We start from the raw sequence: 19,437 nt of genomic DNA, 5'->3' as shown, positions 1-19,437 counted from the left end.
CGGATGCCCGCCGCTGCGGCCACTTGCTCAGCTTAGCGCGATATTGGCCGTCGACGCAGGCAGTTCCTCGCCGAAGCAGCGCTGGTAGAACTCGGCCACAAGACCGCGCTCCAGCTCATCGCATTTGTTGAGGAAGCTCAGCGTGAACGCGAAGCCGACATCGCCGAAGATCGTCGCGTTTTCGGCCCAGGTGATGACCGTGCGCGGGCTCATGACGGTGGAGAGGTCGCCATTCACGAAAGCCGTGCGCGTCAGTTCCGCCACGCGCACCATGTTGCCGACCGCGCGGCGCCCCACGTCGCTCTCGTAGCCCTTCGCCTTGGCGACCACGATATTCAGCTCGTCCTCGTAGGGCAGATAATTCAGCGTGGCGACGATCGACCAGCGGTCCATCTGGCCCTGGTTGATCTGCTGCGTGCCGTGATAGAGGCCCGACGTGTCGCCGAGGCCGATGGTGTTTGTCGTGGCGAACAGGCGGAAGGCCGGATGCGGGCGGATCACGCGGCTCTGGTCGAGGAGCGTCAGCTTGCCGGACACTTCGAGCACGCGCTGGATCACGAACATCACGTCCGGGCGGCCCGCATCATATTCGTCGAACACGAGCGCGGTGTTCGATTGCAGCGCCCAGGGCAAAATACCCTCGCGGAATTCCGTGATCTGCTGGCCGTCGCGCACCACGATCGCGTCCTTGCCGACGAGATCGATGCGGCTCACATGGCTGTCGAGGTTGATGCGCACGCACGGCCAGTTCAGCCGCGCCGCGATCTGTTCGATATGCGTCGACTTGCCGGTGCCGTGATAGCCCTGGATCATCACGCGGCGGTTGTAGGCAAAGCCCGCGAGGATCGCGAGGGTCGTCTCGCGGTTGAACAGATAGTCCGTATCGAGATCCGGCACATATTCGGACGACTGAGAGTAGGCCGGAACCTCCATCGCGCTGTCGATGCCGAACACCTGACGGACAGAAACTTTCATGTCGGGCAGGCCCGCCAGGCCTGCTTCACCGTTGGTCATGGCTTCCCCTCGGGATTGTATTTGTGCCAGCGCTTCCCCGGCTTGCGTCCGATCGGGCCGCCCGCCAGTAAGTCGACTAGCGAACGAGACCGGACTGCTTCAGATAATTATAGGCTGCGAGCACTTCGCGGAAGCGATCCTCGGAACTGCGATCCCCGCCGTTGTGGTCGGGATGATGAAGTTTTACAAGCGCTTTGAACTGAATCTTGATGTCGTCGGATGAGGCTGTCTCGTCAAGATTGAGCGAATGAAGATGTTTCAGCGCGCCTTTGGACACCGCGCGGCGTTGCTTGACAGCTTCGGCAGACCGCGCCTGCTCCCGCCCGCGCACCCGCTTCAGGAGTTCAAACGGATCGTTGGCGGCTGTCGCCGCAGCGGCAGCGGCGGCTGCATCACGGGCGGCGTGAAGCTCCGGCGCGTCGTGACCGTGCACGCCCATCGACCAGGTGGGGCGATGACCGGTGGCCGCCGACTTCTGGAAGTCCGCCACCTCTTCGTCTTTCATGCCCGCGAAATAGTCGTAGGTCTTGTTGTATTCGACCACGTGGTCGCGGCAGAAAAGGTAATATTCCCCCTCCGCATCACGGCCCTTTGGAGCCTTGTGCAGACCAGGTTTGGTGCACCCGCGCCATTGACAAGCGCGCGGAGCGGCGGCGGCGGGCTTTTCTGCGCGCGAGCGCCCACGCCCCTTGGTCACGCGGATGCTGTCGAAATATTTCGAATCGAGCTTCATGCGGAAACGAGTGTCACCTGCCGGAACCAAGTTTATCGTGCGGACGCTTCCGGCTTCGCATCCACCCTCAACCACAGTATGCGGCCACCGGCAACGCCTTACAAGGTCTTGACAGAATGCCAAATCGTGCCTCGTAAATTGTAGCAAGAAAAGCGCCCGCGTATTTGAGGCTGGAGGTTCGATGTCCGTCGAAAAGTCTATCCGTGAGAAACTGGAAAAAGCCTTTCTTCCGACGGTTCTCGCCATTGAAAACGAATCCGGCAAGCATGCTCATCATGTCGAGCAGCAAGGGCGCGCCGGTCCATCCGGGGAGACGCATTTTCGCGTGCGCATCGTATCGAGCGCCTTCGAGGGAAAAAGCTCGCTCGAACGTCATCGCGCCGTGAACGCCGCGCTTGCCGAGGAACTCGCCGGGCCAGTCCACGCACTCGCCATCAAGGCGCTGACGCCCGCCGAAACCGCATAATCGATCAAAGCTTCCGGAGACGCTATGCCCGCTCTTCTCGACGGCCCTCGCCTTGCCCCCGCTTCGGGCGACGAGGCGAAGCAACTCGTGATTTTCCTGCACGGCTACGGCGCAGACGGCAATGACCTCATCGGCCTTGGCCGCGAATGGGCGCCGCTCCTGCCCGACGCCGCTTTCGTCTCGCCCGATGCGCCGGAAACGATCCCCGGCTATTTCGGCGGGCGGCAATGGTTTTCGCTTTCGACGCGAAGCGAGCGCGAATGGGAAGAGGGCGTTTTGAGCGCGGAGCCCGCGCTTGCCGCCTTCATCGAGGACGAGGCGAGGAAGGCCGGGCTGCCCTTGTCGAAAGTGGCGCTCGTCGGCTTCAGCCAGGGCACGATGATGGCGCTGCAAACCGGGCTGCGGCTGCCGGAACCGGTGGCGGGCATCGTCGCCTTTTCGGGGCACCTCGCAGGGGCGACGCGGCTTGAAAGCGAAATCAAGGCGAAGCCGCCGGTTCTGCTCCTCCACGGTTCGGTCGACGAAGTCATCCCCGTCGCCGCGATCCATCTGGCGCGCGAGACGCTGGCAGCTGTCGGCGTGCCGGTTCAATGGCAGATCCGCCCCGGCCTCGGCCACGGCATCGACGGGCAGGGCCTCCTCGCGGCGGGGCAATTCCTTCGGGCGTGTTTCGGCCTCGACTAGGTTGAAGCGTCCTCAGAACGGCGGCTCCTCGCGGTCACGCTGGTTCTCGCCGGACAGCTTGTCGAAGAGATCGGTCAGGCGTCTCGAATAGATAATGGTAAGGCCAACGAATATCGTGACCGCGACCAGCACGGCGATGAAATATTCGACCCTGAAAGACATGGGCTCTTCGGCGTAGGCGATCAGGTTCATGCCGAGGAAGCCCGTCACGATGGTGCCGATGAGGCCAACCGTGGTGACGACCGTAAGCCGGTGCATTGAGGCGTTCTGCTTCCTCAGCGCGTTACTGTCGAGATACTTCACGAGATCGAAGAGTTCGCTCCGGACCTCGGCGAAAAGCGCGTCGATGGCGAGATGTTTGCGCAACATGCGGAACAGGTCGCGGACATGCGCGCGGCCGGAAAGCTCGGTGAAGAAATAGCGTTGCGAGAAGCGCAGGAAATTCTCCTGCAACAAGAGCGTCTCGTCGCGGAAAGCCATGCGGGAGTCGGGTTTGGACGGATCGAGCCGCTTCAGCGTTGCCACAAGCTGATCCGAGATCATCAGGAGCGAAGCCTTGTGGAAGTGGGCGACGAGAAACAGCCGGAAATACTGGTGCCGGAACTGGCTCAAGAGGCCGCGCTGGTCGTCCGTCAGGCTCGGGTTGTCGCCCGCCGAGACGATGGCGAAGGCTTCGCCGGAGGTGAGAAAGCGCGTTTCGAGTTCCGGCGCGTCGAGGCCGCCCGAATACATGCGGTCATAGACGTGGTTGGCCTCGAACTTCTGCACGAAGCGCTTGGAATAGGGCATGATGCCGGTCTTTGACGGCCGCGTGGCGAGCGTCAACGCGATGTAATCGCGCTTCGTCAGCACGTCGAGCGACGGCAGCGTGATGTAGGTCATCACCGGCATGCGGTAATATTCAATCTCGCGAAACCTGAGACGGCCCGTGTCGCTCGACGCCGCGTTCACGATCGGCGACAGCACGAATTCCCAATGTCGGGCGATGCAGGGCGAGCGGCGCGTGCCGACAAAGTCGATATAGCGCTCGCGATCCTCGTAATCCGATGCGCAAAGCACGGCGTCGTTGTCATCGAGCCATTCGACGCGGGCCGCGCAGTGGACGGGTTGACCGTCCTTCGTCCATCCTGCCGGATAGGCTCGCCCGAAGGTTTGCGTAATGCCCTGCGCAATTTCGAGCGGGATATTCTCGGCTCCAATCTCGCAGACGAGAATGGCGGTGTTCACCTCATAGAAGAAATACAGGTCGATATGCGAAACGTCGCAGATGACCGGCGTGGCGCCGCGCTCCGTCGTGATGCGCACCTTCTTGATATCGCTGCGCCGATAGACCTTCATCGGCAGATCGCCGGGGTTCTTGCGCCCGGCATCCGGCGCGTCGCCATACAGAAAGCGCTGCGCATGCGGAAGGAACGAAATGAATTCGCGGTAATGGCGCTCTTCGAAATGATCGCCGCCAAACGGACCGGCGGAGCGCCACGGCGTGCCCTCGCATTCCAGGTCGAACAGCGCGCCGCAGCCGCCGAACCCGCTTTTCTCACCCGAGGTGATGATCTGGAGCGGCCAAAGCACGATTTCGCGGAAATGGTGCGCGATGCGCCCGGGAGCTTGCGTTTTCGCTTCCTGGGGAAGCATCACCTTTTCTTGCATGCGAACCTGCGGCCTTCCTGTACTCGCTACGAAGCTACTCCAGATTCAGGACAGTTTCACGAAACGAAAGCGCGCCCATTCAAAATATTCGCAAGATCCAAGCGAGAGGGCGGGGTCTTGCCGCCTCCGATGTGTACGACGCTGTAAACGGTTTTCTCAACCCCGTCGCTTAGCATCGCGGAAGATCGCGGGCGTTTCGTCGAACGCGCGCCCTGCTCTGAAGCGGTGTGGGCCGCGACCGATTTCGGGGCGTCGACGGATCGAGATCGTCGCTCTGTACGTTTCTCGAAAGGCCGCGCGGTTCTCCTGCCGGCTGTCAGCCGCGCGAGGAAGACGCCATGCCTTCGAGCCATCTCGATTACCTGCCGGTCTCCAGCGGACTTTACATCGCGCTGATGGGCGCGCTTCTCGTCCTCGGCGTTCTCATCAAGATCGGCTTGATCCGTTACGTCTACACGCGTCTCGGCATCACGCCGCTGTCAGCCATCCTTCTGCTGCTGGCGAGCCTCGCCGGATCTTACGTCAACATTCCGCTCGCGCATTTTCCCGACGAGACGGTGGTCGTGCGCCAGTATGTGGACTTCTTCGGTATGGAAGTGGTGCTGCCGAGGGAGGTTGACTGGCCCGGAACGATCATCGCCATCAACATCGGCGGCGCGGTCATTCCGATCCTTTTGTCGCTCTATCTTCTCGCGGTGAACAAGATCTGGCTGCCGAGCATCGTCGCGACGGCCATCGTCAGCGCCGTTTGTTACATGGTCGCCGAACCTGTGCCGGGCGCTGGCATCATGATCCCGATCTTCATTCCACCGCTGTTCGCCTGCGCCGCCGCGCTGATCGTGGCGTGGAACAAGGCGCCCGCCGTTGCTTACGTAAGCGGCAGTCTCGGCACGCTTATCGGCGCGGACCTTTTCAATCTCGACGAGATACGGAAGATCGGCACGCCGGTGGCATCAATCGGCGGGGCAGGGACGTTTGACGGCATTTTCGTGACGGGCATCTTCGCCGTGCTGCTCGCGAGCCTCGTAGGCGCGATCAGCGAGCGTCGAGCCACGGAACGCGCCTGAAACGGCGACGCCGTGACCGACATGCGCGCCCTTGCTACATCGAGCCGTAGCGCTTGATGAGTTCGCGCTCGACATCGTCGCTCATCACGCCACCGCGCTGCCGGATGAAACTCTCGGCGTCACGCGCTCTGTCGCCGCGCACGAACTCCGCCACGCGACGCGCGGTGCTCCGCAGCGTCTTCGCGACATCGATGCGGTCGTGATGGCCCTTGCTGGGGAGAGAGTGAATGTTGTATGCGCCAACGGTCCTGGCCATGGGGGGCGCTCCTTTCAGGGGCTGGATCGATCCGCATCGAAGTTGAACGATTGAACGCGGATCAAGCGCCGAAAGCGGGAAATCGGAGCGGTAACGGCGCGTTTATAAAACGCCCGATGCTCCAACCCTTCTCTCGGGATTAGACGAAGGATGTAGCCCCGTCCATGACGCGCAGCAATGCGGCGCGAGTCAGGGTTCGCATGCATAAGCTGCATGACTGCGCAGCCGCACGCATCGCTTGCGTCGCCAAGGGTCTGGCCTATCGACGGAATCAGGTTCGTGATGCAAAAATTTTCTTCGCTGCTCGCCTGCTGCGACATTTTCGCAATCGAGAGCCGAAGGCCGCGAGGATTTTGCTAACGGAAGCCGCGTTCGCGCTACTCGATCATTGTCAGCTTGGAGCCGTTCAGCTCGAAACCGGAGAGCTGCTTGATGAAGCTCATGCCCAAGAGGTTCTGCGCCATACGGCCCGGCTCCGCGACCACCGCCTGCACGTCGCGCACGGTGATGTCGCCGATGCGCACCTGATCGAGCGTTACCGACGCCACGCGCGCCACGCCGTTCGCGGTGGTGGAACGGCCGTTGAACCGCAGGGACTGCGGCTGAAGGCCTAGCTTCTGCGCCGTCTCATACGACAGCGCCACATAGGTCGCGCCCGTGTCCGTCATGAACTCGACCTGCTGGCCGCGAATGGCCGCCATCGCGTGAAAATGGCCGTAATCGTTGGCGCTCAGCACGACCTTGCGCGCCGTCGAGGCCTGATCGGTCTGGCCCGCGTTGATCGTACCGCGCAAGGGAAGGGACGAGGCCGTGAGCACGCGGGTGTTGAAGCGGGACACGCCGGGCGAAGTCTGCTCGAAGCTGAAAAGATGCGAAAACCCGGCATCGGTGGCTGCCTGACGAACGCGCTCGTAAAGCGGCTCGAAGGAGTGGAAGGTGGCGTAGGCACCGACCAACGCAACCGACCAGACGAGCAGTTCCTTCGCGATCAATCGCTGAAACGACCGGCTTTCCATCGGCGGCTACCATTCCCCGTGTGACGAGCGCCGCGATGAAAAGTGTCGCCTTAACTCTTCATCACGAGCCTGTTCCCTGAGAATTCATATGACCGCAATCGGCTTAAAAAACTCATACCGAGAAGGCTCTGATGCAGCGCTCCGGGGCGCGTAATCAGCGCATCGACCCTTTCGAGCGTCACCGCGCCGAGCGACACCTTGTCGAGCTTCACTCGCGCGGCAAAGGCGCGCCCGTTCGCCGTATCGACCGGCACCGTGTAATCGAGCGCGCTGATGAGGATGCCCGCGCGGCGCGCGTCCTCCGGGCGAAGCACGACCGTGGACGCGCCCGTGTCCACGATCATGCGCACGGCCTTGCCATTCACCCGCACCTTGGCGATGAAATGGCCGTCGCCCTGCCGCTTGACGGACACGACTGCGCCCTTGCCCGAGCCTTCCATGCCCGGCGAAACCGTTTGCACCGTGCCGGGGTTGAGTTCTTCGACGACGCGGTCGCGCACCTCGCCAATTTCGGTGCGATAGGTATAAAGAGAGATGACGACGAGGAAGATCGCCGCCCAGCTTCCGAGCGCCTTCAGCGCTTCGGCGACGCGTCCGGCAGTGAGACGTGTGACGCCCGCCATCAGGAAGATGAGAAGTGCAAGGAGTGCCGCGACGCGTGGAAACTCATCCCGCGGAAGACCAGCGATGGTGTCGCCGTCGCCTGTCAGCAGGTAAAGCGCGAGACTGACGGCCAGAAGCCCTATCGCCAGGAAAATCATGGAACCAACCATCTTTCAACGCGTGCAATATGGAGGATATCGCGCAAAAGTCAGCCCCCTGTCGCGCAAACAAGGGAGCCCCCGCGCGAATCGATCCATAATTGCCGCGGAGCGTAACCGTTCTGCGCCGCGGCGTTGAGACCAGAATGCGCTGTGAGGCCCCGTAGATGCGTTATCCGCCCGATTTGCTCGATGAAATCCGAAGCCGTCTGCCCGTCAGCCGCGTCGTGGAGCGGCGCGTGAAGCTGAAGCGGCAGGGGCGCGAATATATCGGGCTGTCCCCGTTCAAGACCGAGCGCTCGCCTTCCTTCACGGTGAACGACCACAAGGGCTTCTATCATTGCTTCGCGACGGGCGAGCATGGCGATGTCTTCACATTCCTGATGAAGGTCGAAGGGCTTTCCTTCCCCGAAGCGGTGGAGCGGCTCGCGGCCGAAGCGGGCGTGATGCTCCCTGAGCCCGAGCCGGTTGACGCGGTCAAGGAGAGCCACGAAAACCGCGTCCGTGCCGCGCTTGAGGAGACGTGCCGCTTTTTTGAGGTGGCGCTGGCGAGCCTCGACGGAACGGCGGCGCGCGCCTATCTCGAAAAGCGCGGCGTCGGCGCGGCTGAGATCGCGGCGTTCCGACTAGGCTACGCGCCCGACTCCAAAACGCGCCTGAAGCAGCATCTTTCGGCCAAGGGCTTTACGCTCGCGGAGATGCAGGACGCCGGGCTCCTCATCCACGGCGAGGACATCCCGGTTCCCTACGACCGTTTTCGCGGCCGCCTCATCTTTCCGATCACCGACGCGAAACGCCGCGTGATCGCGTTCGGCGGTCGCGCGCTGCAACCCGACCAGCAGCCGAAATATCTGAACTCGCCCGAGACGCTGCTCTTTCACAAGGGCCATGTGCTGTTCAATCACGCCGCCGCGCGCGACGCGTCGAAGGTAGAGCGTGCCGTGATCCTCGCCGAAGGCTACATGGACGTGATCGCGCTCGCTCGTGGTGGATTCCCAAACGCGGTCGCGCCGCTCGGCACCGCGCTTACCGCCGACCAGCTTCGGCTTTTATGGGCGATGGCGCCGCTGCCGACGCTCTGCTTCGACGGCGATTCGGCGGGCCGCAAAGCGGCGCATCGCGCTCTCGACACAGCGCTTCCGTTCCTCGAACCGGGGCGGTCGCTGCAATTCGCCTTCCTGCCCGAAGGCCGCGACCCCGACGATATGGTGTCCGGCGGCGCAAGGGACGCGCTGGCGAAGCTTCTGGCCGAACCGCTGCCGTTTATCGATGTGCTCTGGTCACGTGAGGCCGAAAAGCACGCACTCGACACGCCCGAACAGCGCGCGGGCTTCGAAGCGCGACTTACGGAGGCCGCGCAGAAGATCGAGCACAAGAGCCTTCGCTTCCATTATATGGCGGGGTTTCGCGAAAGGCTTCGCGGCATCGGCCACAAGAGCGGCGGCCTGCCGCGTCCGCGCCCCGATGCCGAGAGTTGGCGGGCCCGCTCGATGCTCGCGCCGACCGGCGGCACCCGCAAGCCGCGCGCTCCGGCCGGCGGTCGCTCCATGCTTCCGCAGCGCACGAGCGAGCTTCTGTCCAGTCCGCTTACGCAGGCGACAGCGCCTGTCACCGCTCCCCGGGAAGCAGTCATCATCAGCGCGATTCTCGCCCATCCGTGGCTGATCGACGAGCACATGGAAGAGATTGCTCGCATTCCGTTTATCGACCCGGATTGCAACCGTCTCCGCAACGCTGTGTTAACCGTGCATCAGTTTGATGAATCACTTGACAACAAAAAATTGTTAGAGCACCTCTCAAAGGAGGGCTATGAGGCGGAGCTTGAGCGCCTGGATAAGGCGTGCGCTCTTAAAGCTGATCCACACTTCGCGCCGAATGCAGAGAGAGAGCAGGTCCAGGAGGGCTGGCGTCATGTCATGATGCTTCATGACAAGGCAGGCGTTCCGAGTTCGCTGCTTGAGGCGGAGAGTGAGTGGATGAGCGACCAGTCCGACGAAAATTCGGTCCGGCTCATTGCCGTGAAACAGCAGGTTGAAATTGTGTCGACTTAATCAACTCGCCTATATTGCGAGCGACGCAAACATTCACCAGATAGTATATGGGGCACGTGGCAGGGCAAAAAAACGAGCTTCATGAGTAACGGCGCATTAAGCACAACCGCTTATCTCTTCAAGTGGTTCGGCGATCAGAATCGCAAGCTCTCCAGTGAGCACCGCTATACGTCTTGAACGTACAAAACGAGATTGACCCGATACCCTGACGGGGTGGCAGCTCCTTGCGAGCCCCGTTTCCCGGCATTTCTGGAGCGCATAATGGCAACAGCGACGACAAAAAACGAGGACCAGGAGACGCAAGCGTCCGAATCCACGGACAGCCCGGTTCTTGATCTTTTGGATGCCGCCGTAAAACGCCTGATCAAGACCGCAAAGGCGCGCGGTTACGTCACCTACGACGAGATCAACGAAGTCATGCCGCCCGAGGACGTGTCCCCGGACCAGATCGAGGACATCATGACGATGTTCTCGGACCTTGGCATCAACGTCGTCGACGCGGAAGAGGTCGAAGAGGCTGCGGCCGAGCATCTCGACGACGAGGAAGACGATCGCGCGGCGCCGGCCAATCTGCCGGTCAAGCAGGAGCGGTCCACCGAGGTGGGCGAACGCACCGACGATCCCGTGCGCATGTATCTGCGCGAGATGGGTTCCGTCGAGCTGTTGTCGCGTGAAGGCGAAATCGCCATCGCGAAGCGCATCGAGGCTGGCCGCGAAGCCATGATCGGCGGTCTTTGCGAAAGCCCGCTGACCTTCCAGGCCATCATCATCTGGCGCGATGAGTTGAACGAGGGGAAGATTCTCCTCCGCGACATCATCGACCTCGAAGCCACATATTCCGGTCCGTTCTCGCGTCCCGAGGAGGGCGACGGCGAAGAAGAGTATGATCCCGAGCCGCAGCCGCAACCTGTAAGCGGCCCCCGCCCCGTCGTCACGAATGGCGGCGGCGCAACTAACGGGGTCACCGGCCTCAACGGCGCTAACGGTCACGCCCGCCCCGAGGGAACCGATGCCATCGGCCCCGAGGGCGAAACCGCCGAATTCCGCGGCGAGGAAGACGACGACGACCTCGAAAACAGCCTGTCGCTCGCGGCGATGGAGGCCGAACTCAAGCCGAAGGTGCTCGAAACCTTCGACCGCATCGCGACCGAATACAAGAAGCTGCGCAAGCTTCAGGATCAGCATGTCGAGCGCAAGCTTGCCGACGACGCGCTTTCGCCGCAGCAGGAAAAGCGCTCCCGCAAGCTTCGCGACGCGGTCATTCAGGACGTTAAGAGCCTGTCGCTCAACCCGGCGCGTATCGAATCGCTGGTCGAGCAGCTTTACGACATCAACAAGCGCCTGATCGGCTATGAAGGCCGCCTTCTGCGCCTTGCCGACGGTTTCGGCGTACGCCGCGACGAATTTCTGTCCTACTATCAGGGCAGCGAACTCGATCCGAACTGGATCGACCGCATCGGCACCCTGAAGGGCAAGGGCTGGCAGAAGTTCGTCGAGAAAGAACGCCAGCGCATCGATGAAATCCGTCAGGAAATCTACGCGCTTGCCACAGAAACCGGGCTCGATATCGCCGAATTTCGCCGCATCGTTAAGATTGTGCAAAAGGGCGAACGGGAAGCCCGGCAGGCGAAGAAGGAAATGGTCGAGGCAAACCTTCGCCTCGTGATCTCCATCGCCAAGAAATACACGAACCGCGGCCTGCAATTCCTCGACCTTATTCAGGAAGGCAATATCGGCCTGATGAAAGCGGTCGACAAGTTCGAATACCGCCGCGGTTATAAATTCTCGACCTACGCGACGTGGTGGATCAGGCAGGCGATTACACGCTCTATCGCAGATCAGGCGCGCACCATCCGCATTCCGGTGCACATGATCGAGACGATCAACAAGATCGTGCGCACCTCTCGTCAGATGATGCACGAAATCGGCCGCGAACCGACGCCGGAAGAACTGGCCGAAAAGCTTTCCATGCCGCTCGAAAAGGTGCGGAAGGTTCTCAAGATCGCGAAAGAGCCGATCTCCCTCGAAACGCCCATCGGCGACGAGGAAGACAGCCACCTCGGCGACTTCATCGAGGACAAGAACGCGATTCTGCCGATCGACGCCGCGATCCAGTCGAACCTGCGAGAAACGACGACGCGCGTGCTCGCCTCGCTCACACCGCGCGAGGAACGCGTGCTGCGCATGCGCTTCGGTATCGGCATGAACACCGATCACACGCTGGAAGAAGTCGGCCAGCAGTTTTCCGTCACGCGCGAACGTATCCGCCAGATCGAGGCGAAGGCGCTGCGCAAGCTGAAGCATCCGAGCCGTTCGAGAAAGCTGAGAAGCTTCCTGGACAACTAAGCCGCAAGCTCCGGCAGCTTGAGACACCGAAATGCGAAAACCCGGCCTGCGTGCCGGGTTTTCGTTATCTACCGATGGTGAAGTGTCATCAGCACTTCGTCGTGGCCGATGCTGGCCGGAAATGCAGCGATGCAAAAGCTATAACCCAAGCGCTGCCCCGCGCCCCGGCAAAGCCGATAAGCGCCGGGTTCCGCATGTGGATGTCCGGCGCACGCTTGTCCTTGTCCGATCGCTCGCTCGCCTTGTCGCGGAAGACCCGCGCTAAGCCGCCTTGCTCGTCGGGACGCCCTTGTCGGCGAAAACCTTTTGCAGCTCGCCGGACTGGAACATCTCGGACACGATGTCGGCACCGCCGATGAACTCGCCTTTGACATAGAGCTGCGGGATTGTCGGCCAGTTCGTGTAGGCTTTTATGCCGTCGCGAATTCCGTCATCGATGAGGACGTTGATATCCTGATACGAAACACCGAGGAAATTCAGGATTTGCGAGACGCGGCCGGAAAAACCGCATTGAGGAAACTCCTTGGTCCCCTTCATGAAGAGCACCACGTCGTTTGTCGTGACCTGATCCTTGATCCAGCTCTGGACGTCTTCGCTCATGCTTGGCCTTCCTTGTGCGATGTCGCAATTAAGGTGTTAACAGCGTGCCGAGAAAACAAGGCGCGGTGGCAAATCTGCTACTCGCCAGGAAGCCTCGTGGTGAGCGCGAGGGCATGCAACTCGCCACCCATCCGACCTTTAAGCGCGGCATAAACCAGCTGATGCTGCTGTACGCGCGACTTTCCGGCAAAAGCGGTCGAAGTCACGAGTGCCGCGTAATGATCGCCGTCGCCCTTCAGCGCCTCGATCTGCACTTCGGCATCCGGCAGGTGCTCCTTGATCAGGCGCTCGATTTCGTGGGCCTCCATGGGCATCGGCGATGCTTCTCCTTCAACAGATGATGCGTGGAGATTACAGGCGAATTGCTGCGCTGCGCAACAAGTGCAGACACCGGGCACGCTTATGTGGTTCAAAGCCGCGTGATCGGAGATAGGTCGTCACACAACAAAAAGTGCCTGACTGCGGGCGCGCTACGCTTGGCGACCCATTTCAAAGGTGCGGCGACACTGAAGCCCGCTCCGTACTGCAATCCGATCAGGCGAAACGGTGCCGATTTTTAGTTCGAGGGATCCACCGATCAGGCCATTCGACCGAATCGGTCCCACAGCGCCGAGCCGTAAATAAGACGCGCAGCGACGCTGTATTTTTGGATTGTCTATTATCCTGCGCTTGGTCGAGTCATTAGCGCGGGCTGATCTAGCGTGAAATTCCGCGGAAGCCGGGCATCGGCGAATATCCGTAGGGCACTCCGCTGTTCATCAAGTTCTGCTGGGAGCCGAAGGGGCTCGCGTATGACCCGCTCGCCGCGCCGCCCGACACGTAGAATCCGCTTTTGAATTCGCCCTTGCCGTCGACCTTGTCCTGAAGCGCTTTCAGCTTGTCGTCGTCGTTGAGAGCGGCTGCGGCATCACTGTTTTGCTGCACGGGCTCGCTCGACCACGCCCACAATTGCATCGGCGTAAAAAGAGAAACCGCGACCGCGGCCAGACCTGCAAAAGCAACCTTGCGCATTTTTTCCCTCGCTCGCAATTGCTAGCGCTTTCCTAACATGCTCCGCGGCACTTTGTACAGATTATCGCTAAAGTTGTAATGATCACGAAAGACTACCTCGCCACCGGGGAGGGGAGGGCACACGCATCGGAATGCCGTTCTCGCGTCGGCGCTCTTAACGATTTATTCACAATGCGCTTTTTCCTAGTGGAAGATGGGTGCACGTTGCTCGCTTCCAACGGAGGATGATGACCATGTCGAAAGACCGCTCGCCCGACACGCTCATTCGCCGCGCGAAGCAGACGCGCGACCAGGCCGATGCGCTCGAAGAGATCTGGCTGAAGAATGCACTTGAAGATGTGGCGCAGGCTTATGAGTGGCTCGCATTGAAGCTCGCAGCCGAGCCCACGAACGCGATCAATTGATATGGCGCGCTGCCGCCGAAGCCTCCGCAATAGCGCCTGCGCCTCGCCGACCGCGTTACCGCCTTGTCAAACGCTTGAAGCGTAGTATCGATACGCGCATCGCGATTGTTCGAGCCCCGTTCACCCGCAACCTGCCTGAGGCGGAGAACGCGACCATTCAGTTGTCGAACACTCGCGGCGTTTTCGGTTTGTGCCGTCGCTGAGCCGTCGCTTCCGATGGCTGGCGCTTTCACGAGAGCGCGGCGCGCCCCGCTTCCTGCTCTGGAGATAAGATGCCCGGACTTTATCTGGAACCGACCGGCTTCCTTTACGGCGAGATCGCGCGCCAGGCGATCGCGGCGGGCGAGGCGCTGCCGCTTGCCGGAAGCCCGCGCATCGCGTTCTCGGCGGCGCGGCTTCAGGAGGGCGGGCCCGGCGGCATCCGCAATATCTTTCTGCGCGCATCGGCCCTGCCGCAACTGAGCGAGCCGCGCGTGAAAGCCCTGCTCGCGCGCATCATCGAACCCCGCGCCGACATCGCAGGCGTGCCGATGGACGGCCCGCGCATCATGGGCATTCTGAACGTCACGCCGGACAGCTTTTCGGATGGCGGCGAGCATTTCGCTACGGATGCGGCGTTGGCGCATGCGGCGGATCTGGTGCGGCACGGCACCGACTTCATCGATGTCGGCGGGGAATCGACGCGGCCCGGTTCCGACCCGGTGGATGTCGAGGAAGAGGTGCGGCGCATTCTGCCCGTGCTCGACGGACTCGCCGCATGGCAGACGCCGGTCTCGGTCGACACGCGACGCCCTGAAGTCATGCGCGCGGTGGCGGGCGGCGCGCGGCTCGACATCATCAACGACGTTTCCGCGCTCACCTTTTCAAGCGACAGCCTTTCCACGGCGGCCGAACTCCGCAAGCCCGTGGTGCTGATGCACGCGCAGGGCGATCCGAAAACGATGCAGGACGCGCCGTCCTACGCCGACGTCGTGACCGAGGTTTTCGACTGGCTCGAAGCGCGGATCGAAGCGGCGGTTGCGGCGGGCATCGACCGCGCGAAGATCGTCGCGGACCCCGGCATAGGCTTCGGAAAGACGCTCGCCCACAACGCGGCCCTGCTGCGAAGCATCGCCCTGTTCCACGGTCTCGGCGTGCCGCTGCTCGTAGGCACTTCTCGCAAGCGGTCGCTTCAGCGCGTGGCGGCCGCCGAGCTTCCGGGCGACATCGACGCCGCGAGCGTCGCCGCAGCCCTCGACGCGGCCTCGCGGGGCGTGCAGATCGTCCGCATGCACAATGTCGAAGCCACGGCGCAGGCGCTTGCGGTCTGGCGCTGGCTTAACGGTAGCAATCCATAGCGCAGCCGCTTTGTACCAGCGGGCGGCTGCCATGCGTTCCAATGCACTTGCGTGAAGCTGTCCTGTATGCAAAACACGATCGACAAGTATTCATGCAACTGTCGAACAAACAGGCTAAATTCCGTCAAATATTTAAATATAATGGTGAGCTGGTTGGGGTAGCATAGAGCGGAAAAACAATCTGCTTTAAGCTCAAGACGGCCATTGCTTTGGCGGATTAACAGACTTCTTGGGAATGGACATGCGGCAAAAGCTCTTCGGCACGGACGGCATTCGCGGACAGGCAAACACCTGGCCGATGACGGCTGAGATTGCACTGAAGGTCGGCATGGCGGCTGGCCACATGTTCACGAATGGCGGCCGCCGCCACCGCGTCGTGATCGGCAAGGACACGCGGCTATCCGGCTACACCATCGAGAACGCGCTCGTTTCCGGCTTTACGTCGGTCGGCATGGACGTGGTGCAACTCGGCCCGATCCCGACGCCCGCTGTTGCCATGCTCGTGCGGTCGCTGCGCGCCGACCTCGGCGTGATGATCTCCGCTTCGCACAACGCCTATCAGGATAACGGCATCAAGCTTTTCGGCCCCGATGGCTACAAGCTCTCGGATGAGGTGGAGACCGAGATTGAAGCCGAAGTGTTCGGCGACATCGACCGGCTGCTCGCCGAGCCCGACCATATCGGCAAGTCGCGGCGCATCGACGGCATCGTGGACCGTTACATCGAATTCGCCAAACGCACGCTCGACCGCACGATCAGCCTCTCCGGCCTCAAGATCGTCATCGACTGCGCGAACGGCGCGGCCTATCGCGTCGCGCCCGCCGCGCTGTGGGAACTCGGCGCCGAGGTGGTGGCGCTTGGCGTCGCGCCGGACGGCCGCAACATCAACCGCGAATGCGGTTCCACCGTACCCGATCATATCTGCCGCAAGGTTCTCGAAACAGGCGCACATATCGGGATCGCGCTCGACGGCGACGCCGACCGCGTCATCATCTCCGATGAAAACGGCCAGATCGTCGATGGCGATCAGATCCTCGCCGTCATCGGGGAGAACTTCCGCAACACGGGTCGCCTTCGCGGCGGCGGCGTCGTCGCGACGGTGATGTCAAATTTAGGCTTGGAGCGCCATTTCGAGAAGCTCGACCTCTCGCTGATCCGCACCAAGGTGGGCGACCGTTACGTGGTCGAGGCGATGCGGCGCGGCGATTACAATGTCGGCGGCGAGCAATCCGGCCATGTCGTGCTGTCGGACTTCACCACCACGGGCGACGGCCTCGTGACCGCGCTTCAGGTTCTGAGCGTCGTGATCCAGAGCGACAAGCCCGTCAGCGAGGTCTGCCGCCGCTTCGAGCCGGTGCCGCAACTTTTGAAGAACCTTCGCTTCTCAGGCCCGAGCCCGCTCGAAAGCGAGGCGGTCAAAAGCGTCATCGCCGCGCAGGAAATGCGCCTCGGAAGGGCCGGGCGGCTCCTCATCCGCAAATCCGGCACCGAGCCGTTAATCCGCGTCATGGCGCAGGGCGAGGACCAGACGCTCATCAGCGGCGTCGTGGCGGAGATCGTTGCCGCCGTGCAGGCGGCCGGGCAGGGCGAGGGCGTTGTTTCGACGTCGTAAATCGACCTCGGCGGGGCAGTCTCCGGCCCCCGCCGCGCCTTCACATAATACTTACGATTACTTCATCCTTCAGTAACCATAAAAATTAGTGATGGGCCTTTCCAGTAAAAAAGGCCGTCCCGAAAGTGATATTTAACCTTACCGGTTTACCACTGATGCCAGACCGATTAGCCCCGTCCCATGCCGCATCAGTGGATAAAACCATGAGCTTTATGTCAGATTACGACGCTACTCCCGAGGGCCTGCTCGGAGCGGCCAGCCGCTTCGACGCCTATTTCGACGTGTACGGCCTGAGCCTCAAGCAAGAGGCCGACGAGGTGCAGCGAACCGTCACTCTGATAGCGCGCTCCCCTGTTTCCCCGTGTGCGAAGGCGCTGGCGTTGAACCTCGCCCGCTTCCAGCCCCGCTCGGTCGAAGTCAACGTCATCTTCTCGCAGATCGCGCCCGCCGACGAGCTTGAGTCCTTCGTGCGCTCGCTCGCCAACGCCTGCGGAGAAGCTCCGGAAATCATCGTCCGCTGGGCCAAGAACCGCGCGCTTCTGGATGCGCATGAGCGCCTGACGCTGGGCCGTACGCTGTGCTGGACGGGCGACTCCATGCGTCGCTCCGAGGATACGCGCAGCGCGATCGACCGCGTGGAAGATTGCACGCCGCTTGTGCTCGCCGAAGCGATTGCGAGCTTCTCGGCGCTGTGGCGCGCATCGGTGCCGCTGCCGCGCATGGCTTTCGCGCCGGTAAGGGAGCCAGCACTCGCGCGCGCCGTGGCGTCGTCTCCGATGATGGAAACGCCGATGTCGCTCGAAGCCAACATCGTGCGCCTCGATGAATATCTGCGCTGGCGGCGGCATTAAATAGCCGCGCACCGATAGCGAATCTCGCAAGGGCGGCCAGGAGCCGCCCTTTTTGCTGCCGCTGTGCCGCCCGCTCAACGGACCTTGAGCAGATTTCTCAGCGCGAGCAGGAAAAGAAAGATCAGCGCCGCGCTCAGGATCGCCTGAAAGAGCGCCAGCGAGGATACGATGAGCGGCATGATGGGCGTTCCGCCCGGCTCGACGCCATAGAGGCAGCCGAAAACGCGGCGGGCGTTGATGGAGTCGTGCCAGTCGATTTGCAGGAACGCGCTTCTAAGCGAGAGATAGATGGCTTCCAGGATCGGGTTCGAGGTGCCCGAGGCGCAGGGCGAACCGATTGCGGCGGGCGGCCATTTCAGGAACGATGCGGCGCTCCCGCGCGCGGCGAGATAGAAGCACGCGAACACCACGACGGACAGCAACCACAGCGCCGCCGGTCTCAGCAGCGAGCGGCCGAAATTCGCAACGCCCCCGTAAATGTAGCCGAGCCAGAAGCGACCGATGCCGGAGCCGAACGGCTTGTCGCTCCAGAACCTCCGGCAGCGGAACTCCTGCGCGAAAAATTCCTGCTCGCGCGGCAGATCCTGCGCCTCCGACGCCAGCTTCTTCAGGCGGCGGAACTTGGCGGAGGCGTCCGGGTCTTTGCACACCTTCGCGGCCTTGAAGAACGGCCCGCGCGGATCGGAAATGCCCGCCTTTTTCCACGAGTGGAAGCGCTTCAGCGGATCGGCCACAGTCATGTTGTCGAGGCGGGGCGGCTCGTGGAAATTCGCCTCCAGGAAATCGGGCACGGTTCTGAAAGTCGCCCCCGCGAGGACGAAGGCGACACGGCTCTGCGCTGCGCTGAAATCGGCCTTCCCGAGGAAGGCGGTCGAGGCAAACGAAACCGGCGCTTCAAATCGCGCCTCGCGGAAGACCGCCTCGCCCTCGAACCGGCTTTCGGCGAAGGTGGATGTCTTGCCGAGGCTGAAGCTCGCGAAATCCGCCTGACTGAGAAAGCGCGCGCCTGCGAAGGTCACGCCGCCCGTGAACCCGGATTGGCGGAAAACCGCGGGCGCGCCGAACTCGGCGGCGGAAAAATCGGCCTCGCCCGAAAAGCGTGCGTCGGTAAAGGTTGCGTCGAGCGCGAACTTCGTACCGGGAAAGCGCGCCTTGCCTTCCGCGCGCATGTCAACGAAGGACGCCGGCTTGTCGAACCGCGCGTCGCGAAACGAAACGTCGTTCCAGAACTGGCCGCGATCGAACCGCACCTCGCCCTTGAAGGCGGCTTCAGCGAACCGCGCTTCGCCCGTGAACTGCGCCTCCGCGAACCCGGCATTGCCAAGAAATTGCGCGGCGTTGAACCCGGCCGAGCCGGAAAACACCGCCCCTTCGAACATGGTATCGGACAGGAAGCGTGCCTCATCGAACCGCGCGGCGGCGGCGAATTGCGCCTTAGAGAAGTCGGCGCTGCCGGAAATCAGGCTGGAGCGGAAATCGGCCTTGCCCGTGAAGCGTGTCCGCTGGAACTTCACGCCGTGGCTCAGCGGGCCGTTCTTCTCCTTCAGGAATTCGGTGCGCTCGAAATCGGCCCCGCCG

At 62.1% G+C, this 19,437-nt stretch carries 19 protein-coding genes; 9 read left to right on the top strand and 10 right to left on the bottom strand.

Translation table 11 applies throughout. From position 1 onward, the window contains the following. Window positions 1-27: 27 nt before the first annotated feature. Window positions 28-1,014, bottom strand: a complete 987-nt coding sequence (gene cobS, locus T281_RS07845; protein ID WP_037236878.1) for a cobaltochelatase subunit CobS — start codon at window positions 1,012-1,014, stop codon at window positions 28-30. A gap of 76 nt (window positions 1,015-1,090) precedes the next feature. Then, on the bottom strand, window positions 1,091-1,747 hold the full coding sequence (locus tag T281_RS07840) for a DnaJ domain-containing protein (RefSeq protein WP_013417997.1): 657 nt from the start codon (window positions 1,745-1,747) through the stop codon (window positions 1,091-1,093). A 181-nt stretch (window positions 1,748-1,928) separates the two neighbouring features. On the opposite strand from T281_RS07840, the gene T281_RS07835 reads away from it, so the two are divergent. Continuing rightward, window positions 1,929-2,213 carry a BolA family protein gene (locus tag T281_RS07835; RefSeq protein ID WP_037236875.1) on the top strand — a complete coding sequence of 95 codons (285 nt, stop codon included), beginning with the start codon at window positions 1,929-1,931 and terminating at the stop codon, window positions 2,211-2,213. 24 nt (window positions 2,214-2,237) lie between these two features. Continuing rightward, window positions 2,238-2,897, top strand: coding sequence for an alpha/beta hydrolase (locus T281_RS07830; protein WP_037236871.1), 660 nt, complete (start codon window positions 2,238-2,240; stop codon window positions 2,895-2,897). A gap of 12 nt (window positions 2,898-2,909) precedes the next feature. On the opposite strand, the gene T281_RS07825 is transcribed toward T281_RS07830, so the two are convergent. Further along, the gene (locus tag T281_RS07825; RefSeq protein WP_052037250.1) at window positions 2,910-4,547 is read right to left on the bottom strand and encodes a CorA family divalent cation transporter; all 1,638 of its coding nucleotides are present in this window, start codon (window positions 4,545-4,547) and stop codon (window positions 2,910-2,912) included. A 338-nt stretch (window positions 4,548-4,885) separates the two neighbouring features. Between T281_RS07825 and T281_RS07820 the strand changes: the two genes are divergently transcribed. After that, on the top strand, window positions 4,886-5,614 hold the full coding sequence (locus T281_RS07820) for a DUF1614 domain-containing protein (RefSeq protein ID WP_037236913.1): 729 nt from the start codon (window positions 4,886-4,888) through the stop codon (window positions 5,612-5,614). 34 nt (window positions 5,615-5,648) lie between these two features. Here the strand turns inward: T281_RS07820 and T281_RS07815 are convergent, their stop codons facing one another. From T281_RS07815 to T281_RS07800, 3 genes are all read right to left on the bottom strand, one after another. Then, window positions 5,649-5,870 (bottom strand): hypothetical protein, encoded by a 222-nt coding sequence (locus T281_RS07815; RefSeq protein ID WP_037236869.1) that lies wholly within the window; start codon window positions 5,868-5,870, stop codon window positions 5,649-5,651. 377 nt (window positions 5,871-6,247) lie between these two features. Then, window positions 6,248-6,886, bottom strand: a complete 639-nt coding sequence (locus T281_RS17610) for a retropepsin-like aspartic protease family protein (RefSeq protein ID WP_052037249.1) — start codon at window positions 6,884-6,886, stop codon at window positions 6,248-6,250. A gap of 50 nt (window positions 6,887-6,936) precedes the next feature. Continuing rightward, window positions 6,937-7,647, bottom strand: a complete 711-nt coding sequence (locus tag T281_RS07800; RefSeq protein WP_037236907.1) for a retropepsin-like aspartic protease family protein — start codon at window positions 7,645-7,647, stop codon at window positions 6,937-6,939. Window positions 7,648-7,814: 167 nt separating this feature from the next. Between T281_RS07800 and dnaG the strand changes: the two genes are divergently transcribed. Both dnaG and rpoD read left to right on the top strand, forming a co-directional pair. Next, window positions 7,815-9,698 (top strand): DNA primase, encoded by a 1,884-nt coding sequence (gene dnaG, locus T281_RS07795; protein WP_081796674.1) that lies wholly within the window; start codon window positions 7,815-7,817, stop codon window positions 9,696-9,698. A 261-nt stretch (window positions 9,699-9,959) separates the two neighbouring features. After that, on the top strand, window positions 9,960-12,044 hold the full coding sequence (gene rpoD, locus T281_RS07790; protein ID WP_037236862.1) for an RNA polymerase sigma factor RpoD: 2,085 nt from the start codon (window positions 9,960-9,962) through the stop codon (window positions 12,042-12,044). A 261-nt stretch (window positions 12,045-12,305) separates the two neighbouring features. Here the strand turns inward: rpoD and grxD are convergent, their stop codons facing one another. From grxD to T281_RS07775, 3 genes are all read right to left on the bottom strand, one after another. Then, window positions 12,306-12,644 (bottom strand): Grx4 family monothiol glutaredoxin, encoded by a 339-nt coding sequence (gene grxD / locus T281_RS07785; protein ID WP_037236860.1) that lies wholly within the window; start codon window positions 12,642-12,644, stop codon window positions 12,306-12,308. A 77-nt stretch (window positions 12,645-12,721) separates the two neighbouring features. Further along, the gene (locus T281_RS07780) at window positions 12,722-12,958 is read right to left on the bottom strand and encodes a BolA family protein (RefSeq protein ID WP_013418008.1); all 237 of its coding nucleotides are present in this window, start codon (window positions 12,956-12,958) and stop codon (window positions 12,722-12,724) included. A 382-nt stretch (window positions 12,959-13,340) separates the two neighbouring features. Further along, the gene (locus tag T281_RS07775) at window positions 13,341-13,655 is read right to left on the bottom strand and encodes a hypothetical protein (RefSeq protein ID WP_037236857.1); all 315 of its coding nucleotides are present in this window, start codon (window positions 13,653-13,655) and stop codon (window positions 13,341-13,343) included. 233 nt (window positions 13,656-13,888) lie between these two features. Between T281_RS07775 and T281_RS07770 the strand changes: the two genes are divergently transcribed. The 4 genes from T281_RS07770 to T281_RS07755 all read left to right on the top strand — a co-directional run bounded on the left by T281_RS07770 (window position 13,889) and on the right by T281_RS07755 (window position 17,859). Beyond that, complete coding sequence (locus tag T281_RS07770; RefSeq protein WP_155955160.1) at window positions 13,889-14,059, top strand: hypothetical protein; 171 nt, start codon at window positions 13,889-13,891, stop codon at window positions 14,057-14,059. Window positions 14,060-14,331: 272 nt separating this feature from the next. Continuing rightward, complete coding sequence (folP, locus tag T281_RS07765; RefSeq protein WP_081796673.1) at window positions 14,332-15,396, top strand: dihydropteroate synthase; 1,065 nt, start codon at window positions 14,332-14,334, stop codon at window positions 15,394-15,396. Between the two features lie 241 nt (window positions 15,397-15,637). Continuing rightward, complete coding sequence (gene glmM, locus T281_RS07760) at window positions 15,638-17,008, top strand: phosphoglucosamine mutase (RefSeq protein ID WP_037236898.1); 1,371 nt, start codon at window positions 15,638-15,640, stop codon at window positions 17,006-17,008. 203 nt (window positions 17,009-17,211) lie between these two features. After that, window positions 17,212-17,859, top strand: coding sequence for a hypothetical protein (locus T281_RS07755; RefSeq protein WP_155955159.1), 648 nt, complete (start codon window positions 17,212-17,214; stop codon window positions 17,857-17,859). 74 nt (window positions 17,860-17,933) lie between these two features. Here the strand turns inward: T281_RS07755 and T281_RS07750 are convergent. Beyond that, window positions 17,934-19,437: pentapeptide repeat-containing protein (locus T281_RS07750; RefSeq protein ID WP_037236848.1), on the bottom strand; the 1,504-nt coding region annotated here is incomplete at its 5' end.

The organism is Rhodomicrobium udaipurense JA643 (genome assembly GCF_000636015.1).
GTDB lineage: Bacteria > Pseudomonadota > Alphaproteobacteria > Rhizobiales > Rhodomicrobiaceae > Rhodomicrobium > Rhodomicrobium udaipurense.
Note: the sequence above shows the minus strand (reverse complement) of the source record. Positions and strands in the feature narration are given on the sequence as shown.

Bases quoted from the DNA above. Each gene is read 5' to 3' on its own strand.
- cobS (WP_037236878.1), bottom strand. From the start codon at position 1,014: ATGACCAACGGTGAAGCAGGCCTGGCGGGCCTGCCCGACATGAAAGTT.
- T281_RS07840 (WP_013417997.1), bottom strand. From the start codon at position 1,747: ATGAAGCTCGATTCGAAATATTTCGACAGCATCCGCGTGACCAAGGGG.
- T281_RS07835 (WP_037236875.1), top strand. From the start codon at position 1,929: ATGTCCGTCGAAAAGTCTATCCGTGAGAAACTGGAAAAAGCCTTTCTT.
- T281_RS07830 (WP_037236871.1), top strand. From the start codon at position 2,238: ATGCCCGCTCTTCTCGACGGCCCTCGCCTTGCCCCCGCTTCGGGCGAC.
- T281_RS07825 (WP_052037250.1), bottom strand. From the start codon at position 4,547: ATGCAAGAAAAGGTGATGCTTCCCCAGGAAGCGAAAACGCAAGCTCCC.
- T281_RS07820 (WP_037236913.1), top strand. From the start codon at position 4,886: ATGCCTTCGAGCCATCTCGATTACCTGCCGGTCTCCAGCGGACTTTAC.
- T281_RS07815 (WP_037236869.1), bottom strand. From the start codon at position 5,870: ATGGCCAGGACCGTTGGCGCATACAACATTCACTCTCTCCCCAGCAAG.
- T281_RS17610 (WP_052037249.1), bottom strand. From the start codon at position 6,886: ATGGAAAGCCGGTCGTTTCAGCGATTGATCGCGAAGGAACTGCTCGTC.
- T281_RS07800 (WP_037236907.1), bottom strand. From the start codon at position 7,647: ATGATTTTCCTGGCGATAGGGCTTCTGGCCGTCAGTCTCGCGCTTTAC.
- dnaG (WP_081796674.1), top strand. From the start codon at position 7,815: ATGCGTTATCCGCCCGATTTGCTCGATGAAATCCGAAGCCGTCTGCCC.
- rpoD (WP_037236862.1), top strand. From the start codon at position 9,960: ATGGCAACAGCGACGACAAAAAACGAGGACCAGGAGACGCAAGCGTCC.
- grxD (WP_037236860.1), bottom strand. From the start codon at position 12,644: ATGAGCGAAGACGTCCAGAGCTGGATCAAGGATCAGGTCACGACAAAC.
- T281_RS07780 (WP_013418008.1), bottom strand. From the start codon at position 12,958: ATGCCCATGGAGGCCCACGAAATCGAGCGCCTGATCAAGGAGCACCTG.
- T281_RS07775 (WP_037236857.1), bottom strand. From the start codon at position 13,655: ATGCGCAAGGTTGCTTTTGCAGGTCTGGCCGCGGTCGCGGTTTCTCTT.
- T281_RS07770 (WP_155955160.1), top strand. From the start codon at position 13,889: ATGTCGAAAGACCGCTCGCCCGACACGCTCATTCGCCGCGCGAAGCAG.
- folP (WP_081796673.1), top strand. From the start codon at position 14,332: ATGCCCGGACTTTATCTGGAACCGACCGGCTTCCTTTACGGCGAGATC.
- glmM (WP_037236898.1), top strand. From the start codon at position 15,638: ATGCGGCAAAAGCTCTTCGGCACGGACGGCATTCGCGGACAGGCAAAC.
- T281_RS07755 (WP_155955159.1), top strand. From the start codon at position 17,212: ATGAGCTTTATGTCAGATTACGACGCTACTCCCGAGGGCCTGCTCGGA.